Origin of the sequence: Pseudoalteromonas sp. A22 (assembly GCF_018141345.1) — a bacterium.
Taxonomy (GTDB): domain Bacteria; phylum Pseudomonadota; class Gammaproteobacteria; order Enterobacterales; family Alteromonadaceae; genus Pseudoalteromonas; species Pseudoalteromonas maricaloris.
On record NZ_CP047238.1, the window covers coordinates 1,085,761 to 1,110,021 of the forward strand.

Genomic DNA, 24,261 nt, shown 5'->3' on the forward strand with positions numbered 1-24,261 from the left:
TCTCTTATTGCTGGCTAAAAGTGAGAGTCAGCTCAGTCGTCTTCGCTACTTTTACTTTAATAAATTCTAGGCCGTGGATTTGTGCACTTTGCCACTGACCGTTTTGAAGCAGCACAGGGCGTTGCCACGAGATCATCGCAATATCATCTAAAAATAAGGCACTTTCACCACTACTTGGTGGCGCCATGGAGAGGCCAAACTGGACGCCACGAGCAGGCAATCCTTCATCGCCAAGCACAACGGAATCGTCAGGTAAGGTAATGTCTTGTCTAAACGTTTGCCACTCATAACTACCCGCAGGCTTTAATTGGGGCGTTGACTCAGAAAAGATAAGGCTATCTTCTGATGTTAAGATACGAATATCAGCCTTAAACTCACCAGCGTTCTCTCCTTTGGCATAACCAAAGAGCGAGAGCTCATGGTAAGCCTGTGCCGTGCTCGGCGCTGGCGTAATAGGCATGGTACGAATTGTGTGTTTGAACGGCACACGCGTTGGTGTTTCGTTAAATTGCGTTCGTTGTAGACAAAGTCCTTGTACGCCACGATATTTGCCGACTAAACATGGCGCGATATCGTCGGCCTCAATTAACCAACGAGAGACTTCCCCTTTTTCGTTATCGCTGTCCCAGTCTTCAAAATCCCCAAAGAACAATAAGTCTCGACCAAGCACAATCTCTGCTTGAGCATCACTAGCCGTGAGTTTGCTAAGGAACTCAGCACTGCTTGAATATTGGCGTAAATCGACAATATGCTCACCGGCTTCTAAGGTAATAACTTGTTGCTCGGTTGCTTTTGCTTGAACCGGTTTATCAAAGGTGACTTCTGCAAATCCCGGGCGCAATGAGATACCAACTTCGGGTGAAGAAAATTCAGCGATACGTTTTAGTAGGGCATTGGCAAGATCGCCACTTACAAACTTAGGAACATAGTCTTCTAGATAAACGGGATAGGCTTTTAGTGCACTGATTTTAGGTGAGCCTGCAGTTTCTAACTCTACCACAGCTATCAGTCCCAAAAAGGTTTCAAGACGATTTTGCTCAAACACAAAGTTGCCTAGTCCAAGTATGCTTGGTACGCCATTGTATAAGCCAAACCCTTGCGCAACGTGAGGATGATGCGCAATCATCAAGTTAGCGCCATTTTTGGAAAGTAAATCAAAGCGGTTTGAAATATACGCCGTTGGTGCGTATGAATACTCATCACCGCCGTGAAGCTGAGCTACAACAAAGTGGCCGTTGTTACTGGCTTGCATCACCGTTTCTTTCATGCCATTGGTATCTGTTAGATCGGCAGCTCCCCCTTTAGCATCCGATGCCACATAAGTGACGGTATGCTGATCGCCTGTAATGGAAGTCGCAGACACAAAGTCTATGGTTGCTTCACCAAGGCTTAGGCTATAGGGCTTAAATGCCTCTGCCGCGCTTGTGCCCGCGCCACTGTGTTTAAGTCCCGCTTGCTCGACGTACTTCAAGGTGTCGTTCAGTCCAGATGCTTGATAGTCATAAACGTGGTTATTGCCAAGTGCGACATAGTCAATACCCAAATCATTGAGGGCAATTAATGACTCAGGCAGACTAAAAAATGCAAACTCTTTACTTGGATGGACCGTGGTTGGGTTTTTTAGGATTGGAGACTCCAAGTTAACCGAAGCAAAATCGACATGTTTAAATAAAGGATGCATAAACTGCACCAGCGCTTGGGCATCAGGTCCTGCGCTTTGGGGCTGGATAAGTCCGTCAGGGGTGCTGGGCAATGAATTCCCCATGGTAATGAGGTCAGGGTTGAAATAACGACGCCCAAACATGGTATCACCCGCGAAAAGTACGGTTTTTAGCGTGCTTGACTTAGCTTTTAGTTCAAGCGTGAGCTGCTGTTCATTGTTACTTTGATTCGCTAAGGTAAAAACCAAGGGTAAATAATCGGGGTGAGATATTTCTGCAACATAAGCGCCGTATGCTAGAGTCGACAGGTCAAATACACCATCGCTATTTGAGGTAAATGACAGACCATTTATCGTGAGGTTGGCATTGGCGATGGGCATCGCTTTTGTGTTTTGCAGCAACACGCTTAAGTTGGGCGTCTCGTTATCCCTATCTTGTTGGCTTTTATCTTCATCCTTATCTATTTGTGAAGGACCTGTTTCATTTGGGTCCTCTACTGAGCAGGCCGTGAGCGCAAATAGTAATACTAAATTTAAGATTTTTTTCATTGTGGCCAGCCTGGTTTCAAAAAAGATACATTATCCAATTCTTTAGTATTATATCTGTAACTCTTTATGCGTTGCAATCCTTTGAAATGGAATGTAAGTTTCCAAATCAAAAACTTAACAAGCGCTGAAAAACGTCTTAAAAAACAACTTTTTTCAGTTCTTCATTAGTATAGGACAAGAATTTGCGAGGATAGCTAAAATTCTGTTCAATATTCTTTACGTTTTTCTAGTCGGCCAGCTATTCTTAGAGTATGATCTCGTCAATTGTGAAAACCCGCTTTGAGGAACAAATGCGTCTAGAGATACATTGCGCTGACCGTATTGGTATTGCCCAAGAAATTCTCAATATCTTGGTGAGTTACCGTGTCGATTTGAAAGGTATAGAAGTCGATTCAGTAAATTGTCGAATGTACGTGAGCTTTCCACCCATCGAATTTGAACAGTTTCAGAAGATCATGCCTGAGATCCGCTTAATCGATGGCGTTGAAGATGTTCGTACTACAGCGTTTTTACCGTCAGAACGTGAACATAATGAGCTGAATACTTTGCTCAGTGCGTTGCCTGATGGTGTAATTTCTATCGACGCTAAAGGCTGGGTACGTCATTGCAATGACGCAGCTTGTCGCGACCTTAACATGGTTGAAAAGGAAGTGATCGGTGCCAACATTAACAACCTTTTGAAAGGGTTTAACTTTACCCGTTGGTTAGAAGGTAAAGAGGTGTTAGGTCAGACAACCCGTGTCGAAGTGGGCGGGGAAGATTTTATTGCTGATATTTTGCCAATTTCGGTGCCCCAAGGGAGCGAAGGCGATGTATTAGCCGGTGCGGTGATTAACATTAAATCGCAGTCGCGATTAGGGCAGCAAGTCAGTGCGTTTCGTCGTTACGGTCAAGAAAGTTTTGCGACGATCCATAACCACAGCACAGCCATGCGTAGAGTCGTGCGTGAAGCCAGAAAAATGGCACAGCTAGAAGCGCCAATTCTGATCACAGGTGAAACTGGTACGGGTAAAGAGCTATTGGCTAGAGCATGTCATTATGCGTCTAACCGTTCGTTAAAGCCGTTTATCGCGCTTTCTTGCGCTTCGCTGCCAGATGATGTTGCCGAATCTGAGCTGTTTGGTTATGCAGGCTATGAAGAAAATGCAGCGCCAAAACGTGGTGTATTAGAACAGGCTGATGGTGGCACGGTATTCCTTGACGAAGTGGGTGAAATGTCAACCCAGTTACAGACTAAGTTACTGCGTTTTTTACAAGACGGTACATTCCGTAAAGTCGGTGACGAGAATGAAGTTAAGGTTAATGTTCGCATCATAGCTGCAACGCAAAAAGATTTACCAGCAATGGTGCAAGAGGGCGTATTTAGAGAAGATCTCTACTATCGCATTAACGTGCTAACGCTTGAAATTTCTCCGCTGAGAGATAGAAAAGCAGATATCGGGCCTTTGGCTGAGCATTTTGTACAAAAATATGCCCAGCAAAATGGTCATCCAGCGCCAACACTTGCTAGAGAATGTATTGAGTTTTTAGAGAATTACCCTTGGCCTGGTAATGTGAGGCAGCTAGAAAACGCCATTTATCGTGCGGTCTCGTTGCTTGATGATAAAGAACTTCGTACTGAGCATCTAAACTTACCGACCTTTACCCATGACTTAGGTTATTTAGAGTCTGATTTTGAAGGGACGTTAGACCAAGCGGTGAAGCGATTTGAAGCAACCTTGTTGCGCAAGCTTTACCCCGCTTATCCGAGCTCAAGGCAACTGGCTAAACGTTTGGGATTAAGCCACACAGCCGTTGCCAACAAGCTGCGTGAGTATGGGATAAATAGAAAAACAGTCAAAGTATGATCTAAAGGCCACGCAATGTGGCCTTTATGATTTAGTTCCCATGTCTTTTGTCACGCCATCTACCTTAATATTCTTAATGCCATCTTCTTCAAAAGAGAGTGTGATACTCACGTTATCTCGCGCAAAGAAGTAATCTATCCCATTTACCGTCAAGACGTAATTACCCTTTACAGAGTCGCTAAACTCTTTTTTCACAAGAGAGATGTGATGATCTGCAATTTGCCACTTAAATTCAGAAATAAAACCTTGATTGAATTCTTGGATCCACACGCGGGTATCGTCTTTACTCAGTGTAATGGCAACTGAGTAAGACTCTGGTAGTTCAGACATGTCATAATGATTTGCACCGATGCGAAACTGTTCAGTCTGTTTGTTCCAAGCAAAACCAAACTCAAACGCTTTCTCTACACCGGTTGGATAGGTTAGCGCGCCTTCTCCTTTAAAGTCGAAGTCTGCATAGCACATACTGGAAAAGACAAATAAGGTGGAACAGGTAACAAGGGATAATTTTTTCATTGACTTCACTTCAGCTATTTTACTTAATTTGAGGTTCGCGTATGTAGTAACCGAACTCATTGTTTTTAAGCTCATTTTATGGTCATTTCTGGTCATGCTAGAAAGGCGTTCATTTTTTGAAGCTCAGATTATTAATCTAGTTTACTGACAGCATTACCGCAACCAAGGGTCAAAGTAATGTATCAGTTATAGACGCAAGCGTAGCAAAATAATCACTTTAGAATATGAATTGCTATGCTAGAATCGGAAAATTATTAACTGGTAAGACCATTGTTATGAACTTATATTTTCGTTTACTGCTGCTGTTTTGGAGAATAAGACAGAATAAACAAACGGCAGATTCCATTTTATCTCCGATAGATATCGAGTACCGCGCCCTGCCAAGCGATTGCGATATCAATATGCACTTGACCAATTCACGATACCTGGCATTTATGGATTTGGCGCGTACTTGGATGACAGAGCGAGTTGGGTTATTTGCAGCTGTGATGAAACGCCGCTGGTTCCCAATTGTTAACGCAACAGCGATTACTTATATCCGCGATATCAAGCCGCTGCAAAAATTTACCATTACCACTAAGGTGGTGGGATGGGATCATAAATACTTTTACATTGAACAGCGCTTTCATTCTAAACGTGGACTGCATGCAATTGCTTATGTGCGTGGGGTATTCAAGCGTAAGGGTGGGGTGGTTGCGGTCGAAGAAATGCTCGAAGTAGCTGGGTTTAACGGTGAAGCACCTATTTTATCTCCTGAGATTATGCATTGGAAAGCCATGTTAGAGGCAAAGAAAAACAGTAATCTATAAACTATAAAGGCCACATCAGTGGCCTTGGGGATTGAGAAAGTAACAGTAAATCTGTGATTTAAACCATTTAGGTATTAGAACTTATATTTCACACCGAACATGGCCACAACAGGGTCTAGCTCAACGTCAGATGTCAGTGCCTTTACACCGTTAGCGTAAACTGTTGCATCGGTATTGATGTCAATTTTAGAGATCATGCCGTGCAGGCCCCATTTTTCATTTAAGTCGTAGTTAAAGCCGATTTGTAATGCAATACCAAAAGAGCTATCTAAATCAACTTCTACGTCGTTAGTCTTTAGTGTTGCTTTTAGTGCAGCACTCGGCTCTTCATCGAAGAATACTGTGTAATTTAGACCCGCGCCGATAAATGGACGGAACTTAGCGCTTGCATCAAAGAAGTGATACTGTGCAAGTAATGTTGGTGGCAAGTGTTTAATGTCTGCGATTTCAGCTCCTGCTAAGCCACCAGCACCGTCAACTGTGTGAGAAAATGGTGTTGCCGCAACCAGTTCAAATACGATGTTATCGCTGTAGTGGTAGTCAAGCGTGATACCTAGCTGAGTATTTGAGTCAGCAACTAGACCAAGAGAGTTATCTTGATCAATTGCAGAAGCCGAATTGTCAGGGTTTACGTTAATAGCACCAACATTAACACTGAAATTTGCGTGTGCGAAGGGAGCAGCAACTAGCAGAGTAGATAAAAGTGCAGCGCTTAAAGTTTTCATTTTCTTCTCCTAACCCTATGTGAGGACATTTTTAAACTGTGAAACAGTGTGTGTTTTCAATGAAGTCATCTTAAAAGGGTTCAAAAAATGAAAAACTGTTCTAGATCAATTTTTAAATTGTAAGATTTCAGAAATTTTTGAAAGTTTGATTTAGATTAAGTTTTCTCGATGTCATTAATTTGCATTAAAACTGCAATGCTGTGGTCAAAGTTTCATCTTTAAATAATTGCTAGATTTCACCTACAAATCATTCTTAGTTATGTCACTAGCAACACAGTATCAAAACCTCAGTACTTCCTACGCCACAGAGATCTTAACGCGTTTGATCCAAGCGCCTTCGGTTACGCCGTGTGATGCAGGCACTATTGCGTTTATGGCAGAGCAACTCGCTGCGCTGGGCTTTACTATTGAGCAGTTTGAGGTGCAGGGAGTAAAAAACTTGATTGCAAGTTATCGTTTCTCTCAAGGACCAACTTTTGCCTTTTCTGGTCATGTGGATGTCGTGCCTGCAAATAATAAAGGCTGGATTGTGCCACCATTTAGTGCGCAGATTATTGATGGTGTGATGTATGGACGCGGTGCTGCAGATATGAAAGGTGGCGTTGCGGCAATGCTTGCTGCAACCAAAACATTACTACAGCATCCTGAAAAATTACGAGGAAGCTTTTACTGGTTGCTCACTTCTGACGAGGAAGGTGAAGCGGAGTTTGGTTCCAAATTGATTGCAGAGCGATTAGCTGAAAATGGCATTGAGCTAGATGCTTGTTTGGTTGGTGAACCGACTTCACACCAAGTGGTGGGAGATACGGTTAAAAATGGTCGTCGTGGGGCGATTTCTGGGCGTATTCAGGTTAAAGGAAGAGCGGGGCATGTGGCTTATCCAGAACAAACGATTAATGCTGCTCACATCGCAGGCCAGTTGGTTAGCCAGCTCGCGCTTTTACCTTGGTGGAAAGACGAAGCAGGATCGCAAACCACGCTGCAAGTCACCGGGATCACAGTACCAAATATCGTGGATAATTTAGTGCCAGCAGAGTGTGAAATCACATTTAATATTCGTTACAGCCATGCCTATAAGAGCCAAGAAGTTGTGCACTATATTCAAGAGTCGCTGGCTAAATCCGGTGCTATGTTAGCGATCAGTTGGGAGCGGCCTTGTGAGTCGTTTTATACCGGCGCGAAGCAAGAAAACTGTTTCTTAACGCTGGTAGAACAAGCAATTCAGGAAACAACGGGGCAATATCCGAGTTTAAGTACTGCAGGTGGCACCTCCGATGGTCGCTTCTTTGCGACCGGAAAAACGCAAGTGATCGAATGCGGGGTAAAGAATGATTCAATTCATCAAGTGAATGAACATCTATCCCTCAACGATCTACATGGCATAGAAAAAATATACTTATCTGTTTTAAATAGGTTTTTTAAAAAAGTTGAAAATTTTTAAAAGAATTTTCTTGAAAATAAATTTGCTGACCATAAATAGCTTTATGAGGACGCCGACAGGGCCTCATAAATTAAATAACTATTTGTTTTAAAAGTGCTTATTGGTTCTTTTTGAAGAGTGAGCACCTATGTATAGCTTTAAGAGGATACAAAATTATGCGTACAGTAGATTTATCACCATTATATCGTTCATTTATCGGTTTTGATCATTTAGCTTCTATGATGGATGCTGCTGCAAGAACAGATAAACAACCTAGCTATCCACCATACAACATCGAAGCGCTAGGTAAAGACAAGTACCAAATTACCATGGCTGTTGCAGGGTTTACCGAGCAAGAACTAACACTGGAATCAGAGAACAATACGTTGACCGTAAAGGGGCAAAAGCAAGCGACTGAAGAAGCCAACGAGCGTAAATTTATTCATCAAGGGATCGCCGAGCGCGGATTCGAGCGCAAATTCCAACTTGGTGATCACGTCAAAGTATTAGGCGCAGACTTAGCGCACGGCTTACTGGTTATTGACCTCGAGCGCGAGATCCCAGAAGCACTGAAGCCAAGAAAAATAGAAATTGGCTCGGGCAACTTGCTTGAAAGCAAGTAATATCAATCTAATTTATTGATTTCCAACTCGCCGCCGTCAGGCGGCTTTTTTTTGCCTAAATACAAAGCATTTGTTATTAGTAAAGTTATGCCTCACTTGTTATCCCCCAGAAAATGAAACTAGGACTAAGACAATACGTAAAAAGACGAAATGGTGTACCACTGGGTCATAGTCAGTCACTAGGAAACATGTTACGGCGCGCTTTCGGCGCTCAGTCTTTCGATGGCTTCTGGGTTTATTGGAATCCTATCTGGAGTTATTACTTGGCGTGCTTCGTATTTCGTCCATGTACAGCGAAAGTGGGGGGAAAACTTGGCTATTGGTTTACTTTTATCGTGAGCGGCGCATTGCATGACGTTATTGTTGGATTAGTAGTAGGAGAAACTATTTTTACATTTACCCCATTCTTTGCTGTACTCGGGGTTTTTGCGCTTGGATTTAAAGTGACGGGGTATCGTTATCCGAGTCAGCACTTTCTCATTGCATCTTTGCTTAATGGCTCGATCATTGTATTTAGTTTTTATCTAAGTAGTGTTTTTAGCGAGTTACTTGTATGGTAGAAGAAAAATATTGCGTTGAGATGAAGAATGGAGCTAAAAGATAAGCTGATATTGTTGTTGAAATCAGGTGGGTTATCGTTACTCATCGCGGGTGGATTTTATACTTTGTTGTTTCACATGTCCGCACAATTTCATCACCAAGTGCAATTTTCGCCCTTTTCGCAAGATACTGGCGTAAACGCGATGCTAATTTATAGCTTGTTGGTTTTTCTATTCAGTATCATTTTTAGCTATTTCTTTTTGAAAATGCATGCTGTCCGTCATGATTTACATGTCGATGGCTTAGTTCTAAGCATCAAATATACACACTTAGTGCTTTGGGGAGGTGTTGTCAGCATTGCGATTTATATCTTATTACACATGAATCAACATATTTTAGTGTTAAAACAAGCCAAAGACAGCCACACTTCAGCTCAGCAACTCGAAGCGTTGGTTTCTTATCTGCCTGAAAGTGGCGATGTGATAGATCTTGCGGTTGCACAAAACCCCGCGACGGCACCAAACACGCTAACTTATTTGAGTCTAAAACGAGACTTTGCTACGCACTTAGCACTTGCGATGAATCCAAGTACTCCCAAAACAGTGCTAGAAGAAATTATTAGCTATTATCACGGAGGACAACAAGATGTCGTCCTCAATGCGGTGATGAAAAACCCTAATGTGGCTAGCGGCAAGGTTCAGCTGCAGGTACGTTAATGGTTTTGTTCTGTGACTGAGCGCATGGGAGACGCAAGAGGAGCCGCGGCCTAATTTTATTTGCTATCACGTTCGCTCAATTCAGTACGTAGTTTACTTTGCATGTCTTTAAGTGCCGTGATTTTGTCTCTTGCCTCTTGTAACTGTTGTTGTGGTAATCCCTCTTTAACCCCACGTGCTAGCAGAGCTTCTATTTGCGCTACTTTACCATCGACGGCCGCAATATACTGTTGTTTTAGCTTGGCGTCTTTTTGATCCAAATACGCTTGGTAAGCTTCGGTATCCGACAAATCGCCCTGAAAATCATCCATTTGCTTTTCAGCTTGGTTTATTGGCGGCAGATATTCTGGCTCCGTGATTGGCTTAACGGCTTTGGGTGAGGTCTCGGCATTTGGTTTGATAGGAGCATAAGTATTGATTGGCGTGATTAACGTTTCAGTTCTTTTCTGCTGCTCAGGCTTTGTCTGTGAAGGGGGATTATATGTGGGGTTTTGCCAACCTATGTTGGCAAAACGCAGTGTGAATCCAGCTATCACAGCCCCAAGGAATATGACAATCAATGCTTGCCAATACTTCATATTACCGCTCCGCTGTTTGCCGTTTTCCAAGCCATATAATCTTGCTCGAATTTGTGCTGAGCAAACTCTTGGGTCAGTGCCCGCAGTGCTTGGTAGCGTACTGTTTCACTTTTCACATCGTAATAATCATATATCGGTGACTGGCTATACAATACCAGCCATTCGCCACTTGGCGTGCGAATACTAGGCGTTATCTTGCCTTGTTGATTACTAAACGCCAGCTGTGTTTCCCATTTCGGCGTGCTTTGGCGGGTCAGCGGAGTGAGTTGAGCCTGCCATATTAATATCGGGGTATATTTAGCGACGGCTTGTTGCCATGAGTGTGCATTTGCATAATCATTAAATTGCTGTGCGGCTTTTTGTTCGGGAAATTTCGCTGCGCTCGCACTGACTTGCTTGATGTATTTAAACCGCTTCTTATGACGCTCATAATACTTCGCGATAGCACTTTCTGGAATCTCACTTCTTAGGGTATCAACATACTGGCTCGTTGCACCATGCATCTCTTCCTTAACACCAAGAAATGCCAACATGCTCGGCCTCAATAGTTCTGCGGTTACCACTTGTCGTAACTGTTCTATTGTCAGGCCTTGCTTAGCAACATAAGGTTTTGCGGCGGTAAATAGCGCCTGTTGATTGAGATGTTGATTGACAATAGCTTGCAGTAACGCGAGTTCTCCCTGGTGAAGTTTAAAGCGGTTTTGCATTGATTGGCTATGTAATACTTGAGCAAGTGTCAGTGGCGCTGATTTTGTTAGTTGCAGCTGTTGCCATTTGAGTAATTGCTCAGCAGGGTATTGCCCATCAGCGGGGTACTGTCCTAGTAAAGACAGCATCTGATCCTTATCAAATACCAAAGGGTAGTGTTTTTTTTCAAGCTGAGAAAGTGCCGGGAACCAATGTAAGAGTGAGCTTGCGAGAAACTTATCGACGTGATATTGGGTGCTGAAACCAACGTTAGATTGGCGCTCCAAAATACTTGGGTTAAGTTGCTTCGCTTGGAATAGTAAGAACTGGTTTTCAAGTAACTGCGCTGTAGTTTGCTTTTTAGATAGTGTTCGGCCTTGCTCAAGGTAGAGTTGGTGAACCAAAGGCGTCAGGGCTTTAGGTATACTTGGTGAGGCAAAGCTTGGTAAGCAAAAACTGCTTACCAAGAAAAGTAAAACAAATCGCATTATCTCACGTCCATCGCGTGATTAAGTAAATGAACCACCATCGCTATCGCATGTGGGATCACTTGTTTTCCTGTATTTACGCGATCGTAATGATCCTCAGAGTTCAATACGATACCACCTTGTGAGTAGGAGAAAGCGCCACCTTGCGTTAGTAGTGGGCGGATGTCTGTTGAGTTAGTATCAACTGCACTAAAACTATTCATTGCTTGCTTGACCAAAGTAAAGTCATTTAATGATTCTTGATCATAATAGTCTTTCACCCAAGACTCCCAGCCAGCATGATTCAGATCTGATGTTGTCCAAGTATGGTGTGGTTGAAGTAAATCCGTGGTGTGAAATACAAAACCGAGTACTTGTGGGTTCCCGCTTTGCACATAACTTTGGTACCAATACTGACCTAAGTTGTCAATCGGTTGAAAAGGCATTTCCTCAAAGTCATCATACATGCTGTACGTTGAGTGACTATCAATACGATAGTGCTTTTCTGTTATCCCATAACTATCGTATTCAGTGTCATCAGCACTAAACCATCCAGTTTCGCCGCCATGACCATCGTCTAAATAATCGCCTTTTAGCCAAGTCGCCGCCATCGTATCAACAGAGCCCCACACGGTTAACTTTTGATAGTTATAACCACCGAAGTCATTGCCGTGAGTATCAGCTCCTTGAGTATGGTTTTGGAAGTGCCAGTAACTGGTGTATTTCACGATGCTTTCAGCAGCACCCCAAAGAGGTGCCTGTACACAGTCACCCGTAATGGCACCACAAAAAAACGTATCTTCAAAATCATCGACGTCATAAGCCGCTTGGCCTAGTAAGTTGGCAAGCGCAGATACAGACATACCGTTAGCTTGTGCGTAGGCTTGTAGCTTTGCATATTGTGTTGTTGTCGGGTTTTGCGCCATGTAATTCACAGCGTCGATTACGATACGCTTATGTGTTTCTTGACTAAATGCGTGGCTTTGACCTGCTACGGCTACTAGCGCCAAAGGGAGTAAATATTTTTTCATGAATTGCCTCTATTGATTTTAATTTATGTGAACGCGAATTTTTCTGCTTAAAGCAAAGTGCGCTATTTAAAATAATTTATGTGAAATATTTATTAAAATAAAGTTAAATTATGTATGGGTTAAAAATTAGAGAAGATGCTTGTTGGTCACAAATGGGTCAGGTATGATCTCGGGGAGAATTTAGGCACACCTGCGCTAAACGAATGGAACTATGAAAAAACTACTTATAATAATCAGTTTATTGTTACCGTTTTATGGAATTTGCGAAGAACAAAGTGACGAACTTGATGACGAGTTTGCTTGGCAGCTGAGTGTTGGTGCATTTTACGTTGATATGACAATGCCAGCTTTGATTGGCACGGACTCGACATTCAAACATGGTACTTTTCTAGTCGATGCAAAAATAGAATATAAAAGTTTTTACTTGAATACCCACTCAGGAGATTTCTTTGGTGGCTCGGATGTTGGTTACCAAATTATCAACAATGGTGAATGGGGAATTGATGCCATTTATGGCAGTTATATGTTGCCTTTTTCTGAACGTGGTTACTACGATACCGACGATGTGGTACCTGAGCTAAGAGGCATTCGTAAACGCGATCAAGATAATTCTTTAGGCTTTTCCTATTATCGCCATGTCGGTGAATTTCTTGCCGTTGCTGAAGTAGTCTACGATGTTTTTGGTGACACAAACGGTTGGGTTTTTCACCTCGAAGCGACACGTAACTTTGAATTGAGGAACTGGGATTTATGGCTTAACTTTGGCGCTAATTATTATTCTAGTAATTTTCATAATTACTTCTATGGTGTTTCAGAGGATGAAGTCAATGACTATTTGACTCCCTATAAACCCGGAGCTTCGGCCTCGGCGTTCGTACAAATGCAACTAAATTATCCAATTGCAGAAGATTGGGTGTTTAGCGCAGGCGCATCATGGTTAGTTGGTTCTCAAGATACGTTAGATAGCCCCTTAGTTCGCTCTCGCCACGCCAGAGTATTCTTTACTGGGGTGAAATATGTATTCTAAATTAATCACATGGACAGTGTTGTTTCTAGGGGTCTTGTGGAGCCACCAGCTCCGCGCCGAAGAAACTAACTCAGTGGGAATACTTCATGCTGTACCGAGCAAGTGTGTTGCCCTGAACCAGGGGAGGACTTGCTATGCTGACGTCAAAGTAACGGTAAATGCACCAACTGAAGGTGACTATTGCATTCGAGAGAGTTTGTCGAAAAAGATCCTCCAGTGTTGGGCCAAAGCGGATACTTTTAAATATGAGTTAGACTTTAGTTCTGATGAGAGTTTGAGCTATGAGCTTATCTCAAAGCAGTCTCGAGATGTGCTAGCAGTGACCACCATTGAGGTGAACTGGGTTCACAAAGTAAAAACCAAAAAAAGGCGTTGGCGCCTCTTTTAATGTTTAGGCTACGTCCGAGCGTAGCCTAAAGTTGCTCAATGTTATCTAAGCACCATTGTGCCCTTATGAGCACTTCCTGCCGTGTTTTCTCATCTTGTTTTTGCCAATTTCGATAGATCATGCCAATCCGGTGGTTGTTGGCAAACTTATCCTCATGGCGGTGCATAAAATGCCAATAGAGGCTGTTTAGTGGGCAGGCATCATCACTAGATTTTTGCTTGACGTCGTAGTGACAATGCTGACAATAATCACTCATTTTTTGCATGTAGTTACCGCTTGCAGCGTAGGGTTTGGTTGCTACTATGCCGTGATCAGCAAATTGTGTCATGCCTCTGGTGTTCGGCATTTCTACCCATTCAATAGCGTCGATGTATATACCTAAATACCATTCATCCACTTGATCTGGGTGAATTCCGGTCAACAGACAAAAGTTTCCCGTGACCATTAATCGTTGAATATGATGAGCGTAGGCGTAATCCAGGCTTTGGTTGATGGCTTCACTGAGGCAGCGCATCTTCGTTTTTCCATGCCAAAAATAGCTTGGTAGATTACGCTGGGCAAGCAAGTAATTTTTATGGCGGTAGTCTGGCATATTGAGCCAGTAAACAGCTCGGATATACTCTCGCCAGCCTAATATTTGCCTTACAAACCCCTCAATCTGTGCAATATCAATTTGTGAGTTGTCTTGGTATGCTGCGATAGCACTGTCGATAACGTGTTTGGGGTGAAGCATTTTTGCGTTGAGGGCAAAAGAGAGTCGTGAGTGATACAGTGTCCATTTATCGTCACTTTTACAGGTCATTGCATCTTGAAATTGACCGAACGAAGGCAATAGGTGTTCACAGAAAAAGGCCAAAAGATCTTGAGCTTGCGCACGGGTAGTCGGCCATAGCAATGATTCTTCGCTGTTGCCAATGGTCTTTACTTTATGCCGCTTAATCCGCTTTAAAATGTCACTAACATCGTTGACAAAACAAAGCGGTTGTGGGATAGCGTCGATGTCTTTTTGCTTGAGCTTGTTACGGTTTTGACTATCGAAATTCCATTGCTTGCCAAGCGGCTCACCGTCATCCATTAATACATTAAAACGGCGTCTGAGCTTGCGATAGAAAAACTCCATCGTAGTGTGTTTTCCTGGCGTTAAGTAGTCATCCAGCTCTTCATTAGGGACTAAAAAATGCTCAGTGTCAAAGCTGCGAACCTGTAACTGGTCGAGTGTTAATTCCATCATTTGCTTCAGTAAGCGATATTCATCCGGTCTTTGATAGTCAAAACTAGACACCTGATATTTATCACATAAATGCGCAATTAAAGCGGGGAGATCCAAATAGTCCTGAGTCTCATCGAGGGTGAGATGTAGCACATGGAATCCAGCTTTATCCAGCGCAACGGCAAAATTCTCCATAGCTTTGAAGAAAGCACACACTTTTTGTATGTGATGTTTGGTGTAGTCGGTCTCTTGTTTGAGTTCTGCTATCAGATAAAGATACTTTGCTTTATCGTCAGCAAACCAACTATGTTTGGCATTGAGTTGGTCGCCAAGAATTAATCTGAGGCCTTTATATTGAGGTTTTTGTTGTGCCATTAGTTATCCTCCAAAGGCCAACCAACATGATCTTGGCTGTCGAGTTGTGGAGTGGCTTCTCCTTGCCATAATTTTATATATTCACCATCTGGGTCAAATAGTGCTTGTTGCTTTGTGATATTGAAATGGCGACCGCCACGAGGATCTGCCCCAACACCCGCGATATACTGCCAATTTCCCCAATTTGCCGCGACGTCGTAATCGATAAGATGTTGCTCAAAAAAAGCGGCACCATAGCGCCAATCTAGCTGCAACTCATTAACACAGTAGCTCGCAGCTATTTGTCTTGCCCTGTTGGAAATCCAACCGGTTTTAGTCAATTCGTGCATAATGGCATTGACCAGTGCGCTGGGCGTTCGGCCTTGGTACCACTTTAAAAAGCGCTCTGGATAGAAACTGGTTTTTGGTGTTTTGGCTTTGACGCCTGAAAAGCAAAATAGCCTGTATTGATGTTTGAGCGCATACCAATGAAAGTACTCACGCCACAACAGTTCAAACCAAATCCAATAGGTTGATTCATTTGCGCCTCTTTGCTGCTCAAATTGAGTAAGTGCTTGCTTGATCTGTCTAGGACTGATAGCGCCATAGGCAAGTATAGGACTAAACCGAGTGGAAAAATACTCACCGAACAAGGCGTTTCGGGTTTCTTTGTATGTGAGAGCCGCATCCGTTTGGAAGTATTGTTGTAGCTGCTGTTGAGCTTGCGCTTCACCGGCGGCTACTTTGATACTGTATGAAGAGTTTGCTTTAAATTCAGCTAACTCTGATATCCGATTCGGTCTTGGTGGAAGCTTCGCGGTTGCAATAGGTGAATTAGGTTCAATTTCCTCTACAGCTTTGCGAAATGGCGTAAAGCTCTGTGGTAGTTCACTGACGCTGATTGGTAGTGAGTTTGGCTCAAAAAGGGTGTTTGAATAAGCACTAATATATTGAATGTGTGGGAAATTATCTTGTAATTTTAACCAAAGCTTTTGTTCATCGAATCCTGGATGAACAGTGCGACCGATATGAGTTACCTGCTGTGTATGAATAATCTCAGTCAGTGCTTTGAGCTGAGCTGTGTCACGCAACAGATACAGCTTCTGTTGTTGTGAAACTAGTGATTGATGTAAGGCATTGAGCGTCTGATTGCGATAACATTCGACAGCAAAAGAAGGTGAGCACTGCGCTTTGCGAGCCGTCCATAAGTTTACAGTGGGTAGATAAATGCAGATGAGTGTGTCGACTTGAGACGCCAGCGTTGTAAGTGCGGGATTATCACTAAGGCGGCAGTCGTTTTCAAATAAATAGAGTCCTACTTTCACGTTTATTCTTAACAGTCATGAACGAATAAGACTCTATACGTAACAATCAGCTAAACTGCTCAGTTAGTTTGGCAAGATTCTATTAGTGTACGCAAGTGAGCACCAACGTCTTGTGTTTTGGTTTGGCCTCGCTCAAGTAAGTTGCTCGCTTGCTGTTTTAGCTCCACCAAATCATACTGCTCGAGCAAAGTTCTTAAATATCTAACTGTATCAGCACCTTGCTGAAGCAAATCAGGAAATTGTTCGATGGAAATTTCCTGTTGGCTTAGGCGAGAAATAGAGTTGAGTAGGTCGCTTAAATTTGCACTGTCTTGCAATGCGCCTTCAACCGCAATAAGGGCGCCCATCGGATCGGCATCTAGATTATTTGCAACGCAAGCTGCAACACTGCCAACTTCTGCTGATGCTTGTACTGACTCAATTCCTTTATCACGGATCTGCTCAACCACTTGTTGTAGCTCTTGATGTTCAGATAAATATTGTGCCTCGATTTGGGCTTTAGAGTCTTCCAGCATATCGCATGCGGTAAGTGAAACGACCATAGTAGACGCAAAGGCAATCGCTCTTAGCATTTTATCACTTCCTATATAAAGATTTTGTGAAAGTCTAAATAGCTAAGGGTCAGAAGTCACGCAGAGTTTGGTTTTGTAAGCTCTGCATGACTTTGATCTTAGAGTAATGTTTAGTGGCTGCCGTTGTCTCTTCGTTTAGCTGCTCAAGTTAGTTTGCTTGTTGCTGCGCTCTTTTGAACTCCTGTAGACCAACGATATTCGTTTTCTTGAATAATTCAAAGCGCAGCATATTTTCGATGAGTAACAGTGCTTTGTTCCAAGCGTTTTTTGCTGCTGTGGTAAAATGCCTGCCAAGATGACTTTTTAGCGTTGCTGTAAAGGTAAACAACAAGACACTGATATCTTTTTCTGACGTTCCCATAAATAACAGCGTACCGCGTTGTTTTTGCAGATAATGTAATAAGTTTGACTGCTGTGGGATACGCATCACACAATTTTGCACAAAATCAAATATTTGATGCTCCCAGATTATGAGTTGTCCCACATTTGTTGGAATTTGCATGCGCAAATCGTAATGTTGAATTTGGTTGTACCAAGAAGTGCAAAAGCCATGGAAATTCGGACGAATACTCGCAAGCGTTTGAGTTAAAAGTTGATATTGATAGGGAGTAATGCTCATAGACGCCTCTTCAAACTGATGAAGAGCGGATCCTTTGCTCAAAAACAAATAGCCTAAGTCTGAGTATAGCTGTTTTTTTAAAATGCGAGACTTTTTAATATTTTTTTGTGAGATTTTTCTTACATTGCAATAATTGATTGAATTTCAATATGGTGAGCCTAGCTATTGTAGGCCGAGATCGAGCAACGGCCCACGTTCATTTAAAAATATTAGTGCTTAATTGGTGAAAGTAACTGTGGATCTGTCACGAGTTTACGAATGCCATGCGCATGGTCCTCTTCAAAATCATTGTCTTTACACCAACGCGCGAGACTATTTATATCAACTTTGGCACAGCTTGGGCGTACACTCCAGCTTACCTGTAAAGGTGAGCACTGTTGGTTGTTATAGCTAGGTCCTGTGGTTGAACCTAAAAACTCAACTGGTGTGCCGGTATTGCTTGGTAGAGCACCTGCTTGATGGTAGCCGTCAACTTGGCCTTGATAATCGAGCTCAGTGAAGTCTTGCGCATTTTCATCATTAACCACTAAAAACACCTGAGTTTCGACGCGTAGATCAGGGTTGGCGCAGCTGTCATTTAAGCAAGCACCGAGTGTCGGGCCTGGTTTTACATCACAAGAGCTATGAACCCAGTGTACTTCAATTGTATCGCCGGGCTTTACGTTGTTACATACTTTATCTTCTACAGGAGCAAGCTCCGCAGGGGTGAGGCTTGCAGTTGCATTACATTGGAATCCACCATACTTCGGGTCATTGGAAACGACAGAGAAGTCTTTGGCTTTATGTTCCGCATTTTTATGAAAGTGGATGTTACATAGGTTGAGTTTTTCTTTTGGTGGAGCCATAGCAAAAACCCGTTTGTTGTGACCCTGCAAACTATCAATATCTCTCGGTGTTTGTGGTCCTGCCGATTCACATTGCGCTGCAAACGCTTCAAAGCTAAATATAGACAGCGCTGTCAATTTGCTTGATTTTATAACCGTTCTCATTTGGTTCTCCTTTCTTTCGTGATTTTGTTGTCCCCAATTATGGATCAAGTATTTCTTTTTTGTTACAAAAAATGGAGGGAGATAAAGCTGGACCGATGAGTTTGGTGTCGCGGTGTTGTATGTGAAAAGTAAAATACCTGATTACATCTCAGCAACGAGCTGAAACGTCAGAAGATAGTTCTAAATCAAGGTTGCTATCTAGGCATACTGTCTTTATAATACGCAGCATATTTAGTCAATCGGACTGAAACTTTCGTTTTTCAGTACAATTGGCTCTAAGCATGGGCAATACATCGCTCATTCAAATGGCATTTTTGAGATGTCTACTTCTTTGAAAAGTAGAAGTAAAACAATTTTATGTTTTGGTGTCGAATTGAGTTGCTCGATAGATGGTCGGGCGCTTGATTTGGTAAAATGCCGAAGGTCGTCGGTTCAAATCCGGTTACCACTTCTTTGAAAAGTAGAAGTAAAACAATTTTATGTGTTGGCGCGGGATGGAGCAGCCTGGTAGCTCGTCGGGCTCATAACCCGAAGGTCGTCGGTTCAAATCCGGCTCCCGCAACCAAGTTAAAGATTGAGTTCTTTGATTTCGCGCATTCCTTGTAATGCGCGTTTTGCGTTTAAGCATCGGCTTTTTTGTTTAAGTTGATGATTAATTTGGCTGAGATAGCTCGCAAACCAAGCACGGCCTTTGGCCACACAGTTTGTTATTCGTGTGACGCCCCGCTTGGTTCGGGGCGTTGTTGTATCTGGCGCAAGGTGTATTCTGAGCCCAAGATCAAGCAGCTATGATTTGGGGCTTTAGGCCCTTTTTTTGTTTGTATGGAGGAGTTCTGTGTCAAAACTCGAGCAAGATTTGACTGAAATGTTGGAGCCTGCAGTTGCTGCGTGTGGCTTTGAATTACTCGGTCTTGAGTTTGTGCAAGCTGGTCGTCATTCTACACTTCGTGTATATATCGATCATGAAAACGGCATTAATGTAGATGACTGTGCGGAAGTGAGTCGTCAAGTTAGTGCAATTTTAGATGTCGAAGACCCGATTACGAACGAATATAGTTTGGAAGTATCTTCTCCTGGTGTTGACAGACCATTATTCAAACAAGCTCACTATGAAGCAGCAGTGGGAGAGGAAGTACGTTTGCGTACTAAACTTCCGCAAGAAGGTCGCCGTAATTTTAAAGGCGACTTAGTAGCAGTTAATGGCGATATGATCACGTTAAAAGTTGACGCTCAGGATTTCATCTTGATGTTGAGCAACATTGAGCGTGCCAATATCATCGCAAAATTCTAACTTTGAGTGCGAAGGACAAGGGCAAGCGAGGCATTACCTATGGCAAAAGAAATATTGTTGGTGGCAGAAGCTGTTTCCAATGAAAAAGCGGTCCCAAGAGAAAAGATTTTTGAAGCATTAGAGTTCGCACTAGCGACGGCAACAAAAAAGAAGCACGGTGGTGAAATCGAAGTACGCGTTACTATCGACCGTAAAACGGGCGAGTACGATACTTTTCGTCGTTGGAAAGCGGTTGAACCACAAGAAGACGGTTCACTAGAGAATCCATATGCGGAAATCACATTTGAAGCGGCGCAAGTTGATGAGCCTGACATTCAATTAGGTGATTACGTTGAAGAGCAGATCGAATCAATTAAATTTGACCGTATCACCACACAGATGGCGAAACAGGTAATCGTACAAAAAGTACGTGAAGCTGAGCGCGCATTAGTTGTTGATGCATATAAAGATCAAAAAGGCGAGCTAGTGACAGGTGTTGTTAAAAAAGCAACGCGTGACGCTATCGTTATCGACCTTGGTAACAATGCTGAAGCGGTAATTTACCGTGAAGACATGCTACCACGCGAAAGCTTCCGTCCGGGTGACCGTGTACGTGGCCTACTTTATGAAGTGAAGCCTGAAGCGCGTGGTGCACAGCTATTTGTTACGCGTTCTAAGCCTGAAATGTTGATGGAACTATTCCGCATTGAGGTTCCGGAAATTGGCGAAGAAATGATTGAGCTTAGAGGCGCTGCACGTGACCCTGGTTCTCGTGCTAAAATCGCTGTAAAATCAAACGACAAGCGTATTGACCCTGTAGGTGCATGTGTTGGTATGCGTGGCGCACGTGTACAAGCAGTGTCTTCAGAGCTTGGCGGCGAGCGTGTTGATATCGTACTTTACGATGATAACCCAGCACAGTTCGTAATCAACGCGATGGCACCGGCTGAAGTAGCTTCAATCGTAATGGATGAAGATACGCGCACGATGGAAATTGCAGTTGAAGCTGACAACCTAGCACAAGCGATTGGTCGTAATGGTCAAAACGTACGTTTAGCTAGCCAACTTACTGGTTGGGAACTAAACGTAATGACAGTGGAAGAGATGGAGCGTAAGAGCTCGGAAGAATCAGATAAATTGGTTAATCTATTCACTGAAAATCTAGACATCGACGATGATTTTGCAACACTACTGATCAACGAAGGCTTCTCTTCACTTGAAGAAGTGGCTTATGTGCCAGTAGCTGAATTTTTAGAAATCGACGGTCTAGACGAAGAAACCGTTGAAGAGTTACGTAACCGTGCAAAAGATGCACTGACTACGAAAGCACTTCGCGATGAAGAAAGTCTAGAAAATGCAGAACCTGCAGAAGACCTACTAGCACTTGAAGGACTTGAGCGTCATACCGCTTTTGTTTTTGCTAGCAAAGGTATCGTTACACTTGAAGACCTTGCAGAGCAAGGTATTGATGACTTAGTTGAAATTTCTGAGTTATCAGAAGAGCAAGCTGGTGAGTTAATCATGGCTGCACGTAACATTTGCTGGTTCAGCGAAGAGTAATTTATTAACGGAGGTAACATCACGTATGGCAGAAGTGAGCATTAACAAACTAGCCGAGAGTATTGGTACAACTGTTGATAAATTACTACAACAGTTAAAAGATGCAGGGATCACCAAAGCCGAGGGCGACCAAGTTACTGAATCCGAAAAGGCGACGTTGCTTGATCACCTAAGCAAGCAACACGGTGGCACTGGTTCAACCGGCCCTGAGCGTATGACTCTACAGCGTAAGAGTAAAAGCACGTTAAGTGTTAACTCATCTGGTAAAGCGAAGTCTGTATCTGTAGAAGTCCGTAAGAAGCGCACTTACGTTAAAAAGAGCGCAATCGAGCAGCAAAAAGAGCAAGAACGCTTAGCTGCAGAGGAAGCTGCGCGCAAAGAAGCAGAGTTAATGGCTCAGCAACAAGCAGAGCAACAGGCCAAAGTTGAAGCTGAGCGCAACGCGCGCGAAGAAGCGGAACGCAAGGCCGATGAGGAAGCCGAGCGCAAAGCTAAAGAAGAGGCGAAGCGACAAGCGGATGCTGAACGTCAAGCCAAAGATAAGCAGAGTAAAGAAGTGGATAGCGCGCAACAAATTAAAGAACGTCAAGAAGCTGAGCGTCTGCGTCAAGAAGCAGAAGCTGCAGCCCTGAAAAAGGCAGAGGAAGAAGCAAAACGTCAAGCGGAAGAAGCTCGTCGTCTAGCTGAAGAAAATGAAGCACGTTGGAAGGCGGAAGAAGAAGAGCGTCTTCGTCGTGAAGAAAGTGCTGATCACCACCTAACAACTTCTACTTACGCTCGTGAAGCGGAAGATGAATCTGATGCACGTGAAGAGAAAAGCGCACGTCGTAAGAAGAAGAGAAAGCCAAGTGCGAAAGAAGAAGCTGCAGAAGCGAATGCGAAGAAGCTGAAAGGCAAAAAAGGTCGCTTAAAAGCGCCAACTTCGTTACAGCATGGTTTCCAAAAGCCAGCGGCAGAAGTGAAACAAGAAGTACGTATCAGTGAAACAATCACTGTTGCAGAACTTGCTTCTCGTATGGCTGTTAAAGGCGCTGAAGTTGTTAAGACAATGATGAAGATGGGTGACATGGTTACGATTAACCAAGTTATCGATCAAGAAACTGCGCAGCTAGTTGCTGAAGAAATGGGTCACAAAGTCATTCTAGTGAAAGAAAACGAGCTAGAAGAAAAAGTACTAAATGACCGCAGCGAAGATGGTTCTCTTGAGCCTCGTGCTCCAGTAGTAACAGTAATGGGTCACGTTGACCACGGTAAAACGTCAACACTTGACTACATTCGTAAAGCGAAAGTTGCAGACGGCGAGGCCGGCGGTATTACTCAGCATATCGGTGCATACCATGTTGAGACTGAAGGTGGCATGATCACTTTCCTCGATACTCCTGGACACGCGGCGTTTACATCAATGCGTGCTCGTGGTGCGAAAGCAACCGATATCGTTGTACTTGTTGTTGCAGCGGACGATGGTGTAATGCCTCAGACGAAAGAAGCGGTACAACACGCGAAAGCGGCAGAAGTACCACTTATCGTTGCTGTGAACAAAATGGATAAAGAGGGCATTGACCCTGACCGCGTTAAGAATGAGCTTGCTCAACTAGACGTAATCCCAGAGGACTGGGGCGGTGAAACGCAGTTTGTTCATATCTCAGCTAAGACTGGTCTTGGTATTGATGAGCTACTAGAAGCAATCCTAATGCAATCTGAGCTATTAGAGCTACGAGCTTCTGAAGAAGGTATGGCATCTGGTGTGGTAATCGAATCTCGTCTTGATAAAGGTCGTGGCCCGATTGCTTCTGTACTTGTTCAATCAGGTACCTTAAACCAAGGTGATATCGTACTTTGTGGTCTTGAATATGGCCGTGTTCGTGCGATGAAAGATGAAAACGGTAAAGACATCAAAACCGCAGGTCCTTCAATTCCAGTAGAGATCTTAGGTCTTTCTGGTGTACCAGCAGCTGGTGACGAAGCGACAGTAGTTCGTGATGAGCGTAAAGCACGTGAAGTGGCACTATACCGTCAAGGTAAGTTCCGCGAAGTGAAGCTTGCTCGTCAGCAGAAAGCGAAGCTTGAGAACATGTTCTCTAACATGACTGAAGGCGACGTATCTGAAGTGAACATCGTTCTGAAAGCAGACGTTCAAGGTTCTATCGAAGCAATCGCTGATTCATTGACTAAACTGTCTACAGATGAAGTGAAAGTGAAGATAGTAGGTTCAGGTGTTGGTGGTATCACTGAAACGGATGCAACGCTTGCAGCGGCTTCTAACGCTATCATCGTTGGCTTTAACGTACGTGCGGATGCTTCTGCTCGTAAAGTCATTGAAGCTGAGAACCTAGACTTACGCTACTACAGCGTTATCTACGACCTAATCGAAGAAGTGAAACAAGCAATGACAGGTATGCTTGCACCAGAATTTAAGCAAGAGATCATTGGTCTTGCTGAAGTTCGTGACGTGTTCAAGTCGCCTAAGATCGGCGCTGTTGCAGGTTGTATGGTAACTGAAGGTGTAGTTAAACGTAGCGCGCCAATCCGTGTACTTCGTGATAACGTGGTTATCTACGAAGGTGAACTTGAGTCACTACGTCGCTTTAAAGATGACGTTGCTGAAGTTCGTAACGGTATGGAATGTGGTATCGGCGTTAAGAACTACAACGACGTTAAAGTCGGTGACCAAATCGAAGTATTTGAAACTGTACAGGTAGAGCGTACGCTTTAATTGTAAGTTATTAAAATACTTGAGATGGGGGCACTAGCCCCCATTTGTGATCTCATAGATTTTGAA

The 24,261-nt window shown here is 43.3% G+C and carries 22 protein-coding genes and 1 tRNA gene; 12 read left to right on the forward strand and 11 right to left on the reverse strand.

The genetic code is table 11. The features are described from left to right. Nucleotides 1-4 precede the first annotated feature (4 nt). Nucleotides 5-2,209, reverse strand: coding sequence for a CapA family protein (locus GSF04_RS09750; protein ID WP_249122464.1), 2,205 nt, complete (start codon nt 2,207-2,209; stop codon nt 5-7). A gap of 290 nt (nt 2,210-2,499) precedes the next feature. On the opposite strand from GSF04_RS09750, the gene tyrR reads away from it, so the two are divergent. Beyond that, nucleotides 2,500-4,056 carry a transcriptional regulator TyrR gene (gene tyrR / locus GSF04_RS09755; RefSeq protein ID WP_130126705.1) on the forward strand — a complete coding sequence of 519 codons (1,557 nt, stop codon included), beginning with the start codon at nt 2,500-2,502 and terminating at the stop codon, nt 4,054-4,056. A gap of 24 nt (nt 4,057-4,080) precedes the next feature. On the opposite strand, the gene GSF04_RS09760 is transcribed toward tyrR, so the two are convergent. Next, nucleotides 4,081-4,647, reverse strand: a complete 567-nt coding sequence (locus tag GSF04_RS09760; RefSeq protein ID WP_039492231.1) for a hypothetical protein — start codon at nt 4,645-4,647, stop codon at nt 4,081-4,083. Nucleotides 4,648-4,847: 200 nt separating this feature from the next. Between GSF04_RS09760 and GSF04_RS09765 the strand changes: the two genes are divergently transcribed. Next, complete coding sequence (locus tag GSF04_RS09765) at nt 4,848-5,381, forward strand: acyl-CoA thioesterase (RefSeq protein ID WP_088532277.1); 534 nt, start codon at nt 4,848-4,850, stop codon at nt 5,379-5,381. 74 nt (nt 5,382-5,455) lie between these two features. On the opposite strand, the gene GSF04_RS09770 is transcribed toward GSF04_RS09765, so the two are convergent. Next, nucleotides 5,456-6,106, reverse strand: coding sequence for an OmpW family outer membrane protein (locus tag GSF04_RS09770; RefSeq protein ID WP_039492172.1), 651 nt, complete (start codon nt 6,104-6,106; stop codon nt 5,456-5,458). Nucleotides 6,107-6,365: 259 nt separating this feature from the next. On the opposite strand from GSF04_RS09770, the gene dapE reads away from it, so the two are divergent. The 4 genes from dapE (at nt 6,366) to GSF04_RS09790 (ending at nt 9,405) form a co-directional block, all read left to right on the forward strand. Next, nucleotides 6,366-7,547, forward strand: coding sequence for a succinyl-diaminopimelate desuccinylase (gene dapE, locus GSF04_RS09775; protein WP_211859411.1), 1,182 nt, complete (start codon nt 6,366-6,368; stop codon nt 7,545-7,547). A gap of 155 nt (nt 7,548-7,702) precedes the next feature. Further along, nucleotides 7,703-8,149 (forward strand): Hsp20 family protein, encoded by a 447-nt coding sequence (locus tag GSF04_RS09780; RefSeq protein WP_010607857.1) that lies wholly within the window; start codon nt 7,703-7,705, stop codon nt 8,147-8,149. Between the two features lie 188 nt (nt 8,150-8,337). Further along, a complete protein-coding gene (locus GSF04_RS09785) occupies nt 8,338-8,709 on the forward strand; it encodes an acyltransferase (protein WP_211859412.1) in 372 nt (123 codons plus the stop codon). 27 nt (nt 8,710-8,736) lie between these two features. Continuing rightward, a complete protein-coding gene (locus tag GSF04_RS09790) occupies nt 8,737-9,405 on the forward strand; it encodes a hypothetical protein (protein ID WP_130126700.1) in 669 nt (222 codons plus the stop codon). Between the two features lie 56 nt (nt 9,406-9,461). Here GSF04_RS09790 and GSF04_RS09795 read toward each other — a convergent pair whose 3' ends face one another. From GSF04_RS09795 to GSF04_RS09805, 3 genes are read right to left on the reverse strand one after another with little or no spacing between them, the layout of a single operon-like run. Continuing rightward, nucleotides 9,462-9,983: a hypothetical protein gene (locus GSF04_RS09795; protein ID WP_039492181.1), complete on the reverse strand. Its 522-nt coding sequence runs from the start codon at nt 9,981-9,983 to the stop codon at nt 9,462-9,464. After that, nucleotides 9,980-11,158 carry a peptidylprolyl isomerase gene (locus tag GSF04_RS09800; protein WP_211859413.1) on the reverse strand — a complete coding sequence of 393 codons (1,179 nt, stop codon included), beginning with the start codon at nt 11,156-11,158 and terminating at the stop codon, nt 9,980-9,982. Before GSF04_RS09800 ends, GSF04_RS09795 begins: the two co-directional genes overlap by 4 nt. Further along, nucleotides 11,158-12,168, reverse strand: a complete 1,011-nt coding sequence (locus GSF04_RS09805; protein WP_039492185.1) for a phospholipase — start codon at nt 12,166-12,168, stop codon at nt 11,158-11,160. The genes GSF04_RS09800 and GSF04_RS09805 overlap by 1 nt, the downstream gene beginning before the upstream one ends. Nucleotides 12,169-12,379: 211 nt before the next feature. Here GSF04_RS09805 and GSF04_RS09810 point away from each other — a divergent pair, with 211 nt between their 5' ends. Both GSF04_RS09810 and GSF04_RS09815 read left to right on the forward strand, forming a co-directional pair. Beyond that, the gene (locus GSF04_RS09810) at nt 12,380-13,195 is read left to right on the forward strand and encodes a MipA/OmpV family protein (RefSeq protein WP_211859414.1); all 816 of its coding nucleotides are present in this window, start codon (nt 12,380-12,382) and stop codon (nt 13,193-13,195) included. Continuing rightward, nucleotides 13,185-13,583, forward strand: a complete 399-nt coding sequence (locus GSF04_RS09815) for a DUF3019 domain-containing protein (protein WP_039492187.1) — start codon at nt 13,185-13,187, stop codon at nt 13,581-13,583. Before GSF04_RS09810 ends, GSF04_RS09815 begins: the two co-directional genes overlap by 11 nt. A 25-nt stretch (nt 13,584-13,608) precedes the next feature. Here the strand turns inward: GSF04_RS09815 and GSF04_RS09820 are convergent, their stop codons facing one another. From GSF04_RS09820 to GSF04_RS09840, 5 genes are all read right to left on the reverse strand, one after another. Next, nucleotides 13,609-15,168: a cryptochrome/photolyase family protein gene (locus GSF04_RS09820; RefSeq protein WP_211859415.1), complete on the reverse strand. Its 1,560-nt coding sequence runs from the start codon at nt 15,166-15,168 to the stop codon at nt 13,609-13,611. Further along, a complete protein-coding gene (locus tag GSF04_RS09825; protein WP_211859416.1) occupies nt 15,168-16,472 on the reverse strand; it encodes a DASH family cryptochrome in 1,305 nt (434 codons plus the stop codon). The genes GSF04_RS09820 and GSF04_RS09825 overlap by 1 nt, the downstream gene beginning before the upstream one ends. A 59-nt stretch (nt 16,473-16,531) precedes the next feature. Continuing rightward, complete coding sequence (locus GSF04_RS09830) at nt 16,532-17,044, reverse strand: hypothetical protein (protein WP_211859417.1); 513 nt, start codon at nt 17,042-17,044, stop codon at nt 16,532-16,534. Between the two features lie 148 nt (nt 17,045-17,192). Then, entirely contained in the window at nt 17,193-17,663 is a 471-nt protein-coding gene (locus tag GSF04_RS09835; protein WP_017217789.1) for a hypothetical protein, read from the reverse strand. A 209-nt stretch (nt 17,664-17,872) separates the two neighbouring features. Next, nucleotides 17,873-18,652, reverse strand: coding sequence for a delta-class carbonic anhydrase (locus tag GSF04_RS09840; RefSeq protein WP_211859418.1), 780 nt, complete (start codon nt 18,650-18,652; stop codon nt 17,873-17,875). 488 nt (nt 18,653-19,140) lie between these two features. Between GSF04_RS09840 and GSF04_RS09845 the strand changes: the two genes are divergently transcribed. The 4 genes from GSF04_RS09845 (at nt 19,141) to infB (ending at nt 24,195) form a co-directional block, all read left to right on the forward strand. Next, nucleotides 19,141-19,217 (forward strand) — tRNA-Met (locus GSF04_RS09845). Nucleotides 19,218-19,487: 270 nt separating this feature from the next. Beyond that, entirely contained in the window at nt 19,488-19,943 is a 456-nt protein-coding gene (rimP, locus tag GSF04_RS09850; RefSeq protein WP_010370818.1) for a ribosome maturation factor RimP, read from the forward strand. A 39-nt stretch (nt 19,944-19,982) separates the two neighbouring features. Further along, nucleotides 19,983-21,482: a transcription termination factor NusA gene (nusA, locus tag GSF04_RS09855; protein WP_010370820.1), complete on the forward strand. Its 1,500-nt coding sequence runs from the start codon at nt 19,983-19,985 to the stop codon at nt 21,480-21,482. A 25-nt stretch (nt 21,483-21,507) separates the two neighbouring features. After that, the gene (gene infB / locus GSF04_RS09860; protein ID WP_099030892.1) at nt 21,508-24,195 is read left to right on the forward strand and encodes a translation initiation factor IF-2; all 2,688 of its coding nucleotides are present in this window, start codon (nt 21,508-21,510) and stop codon (nt 24,193-24,195) included. The last annotated feature ends 66 nt before the right edge of the window (nt 24,196-24,261 follow it).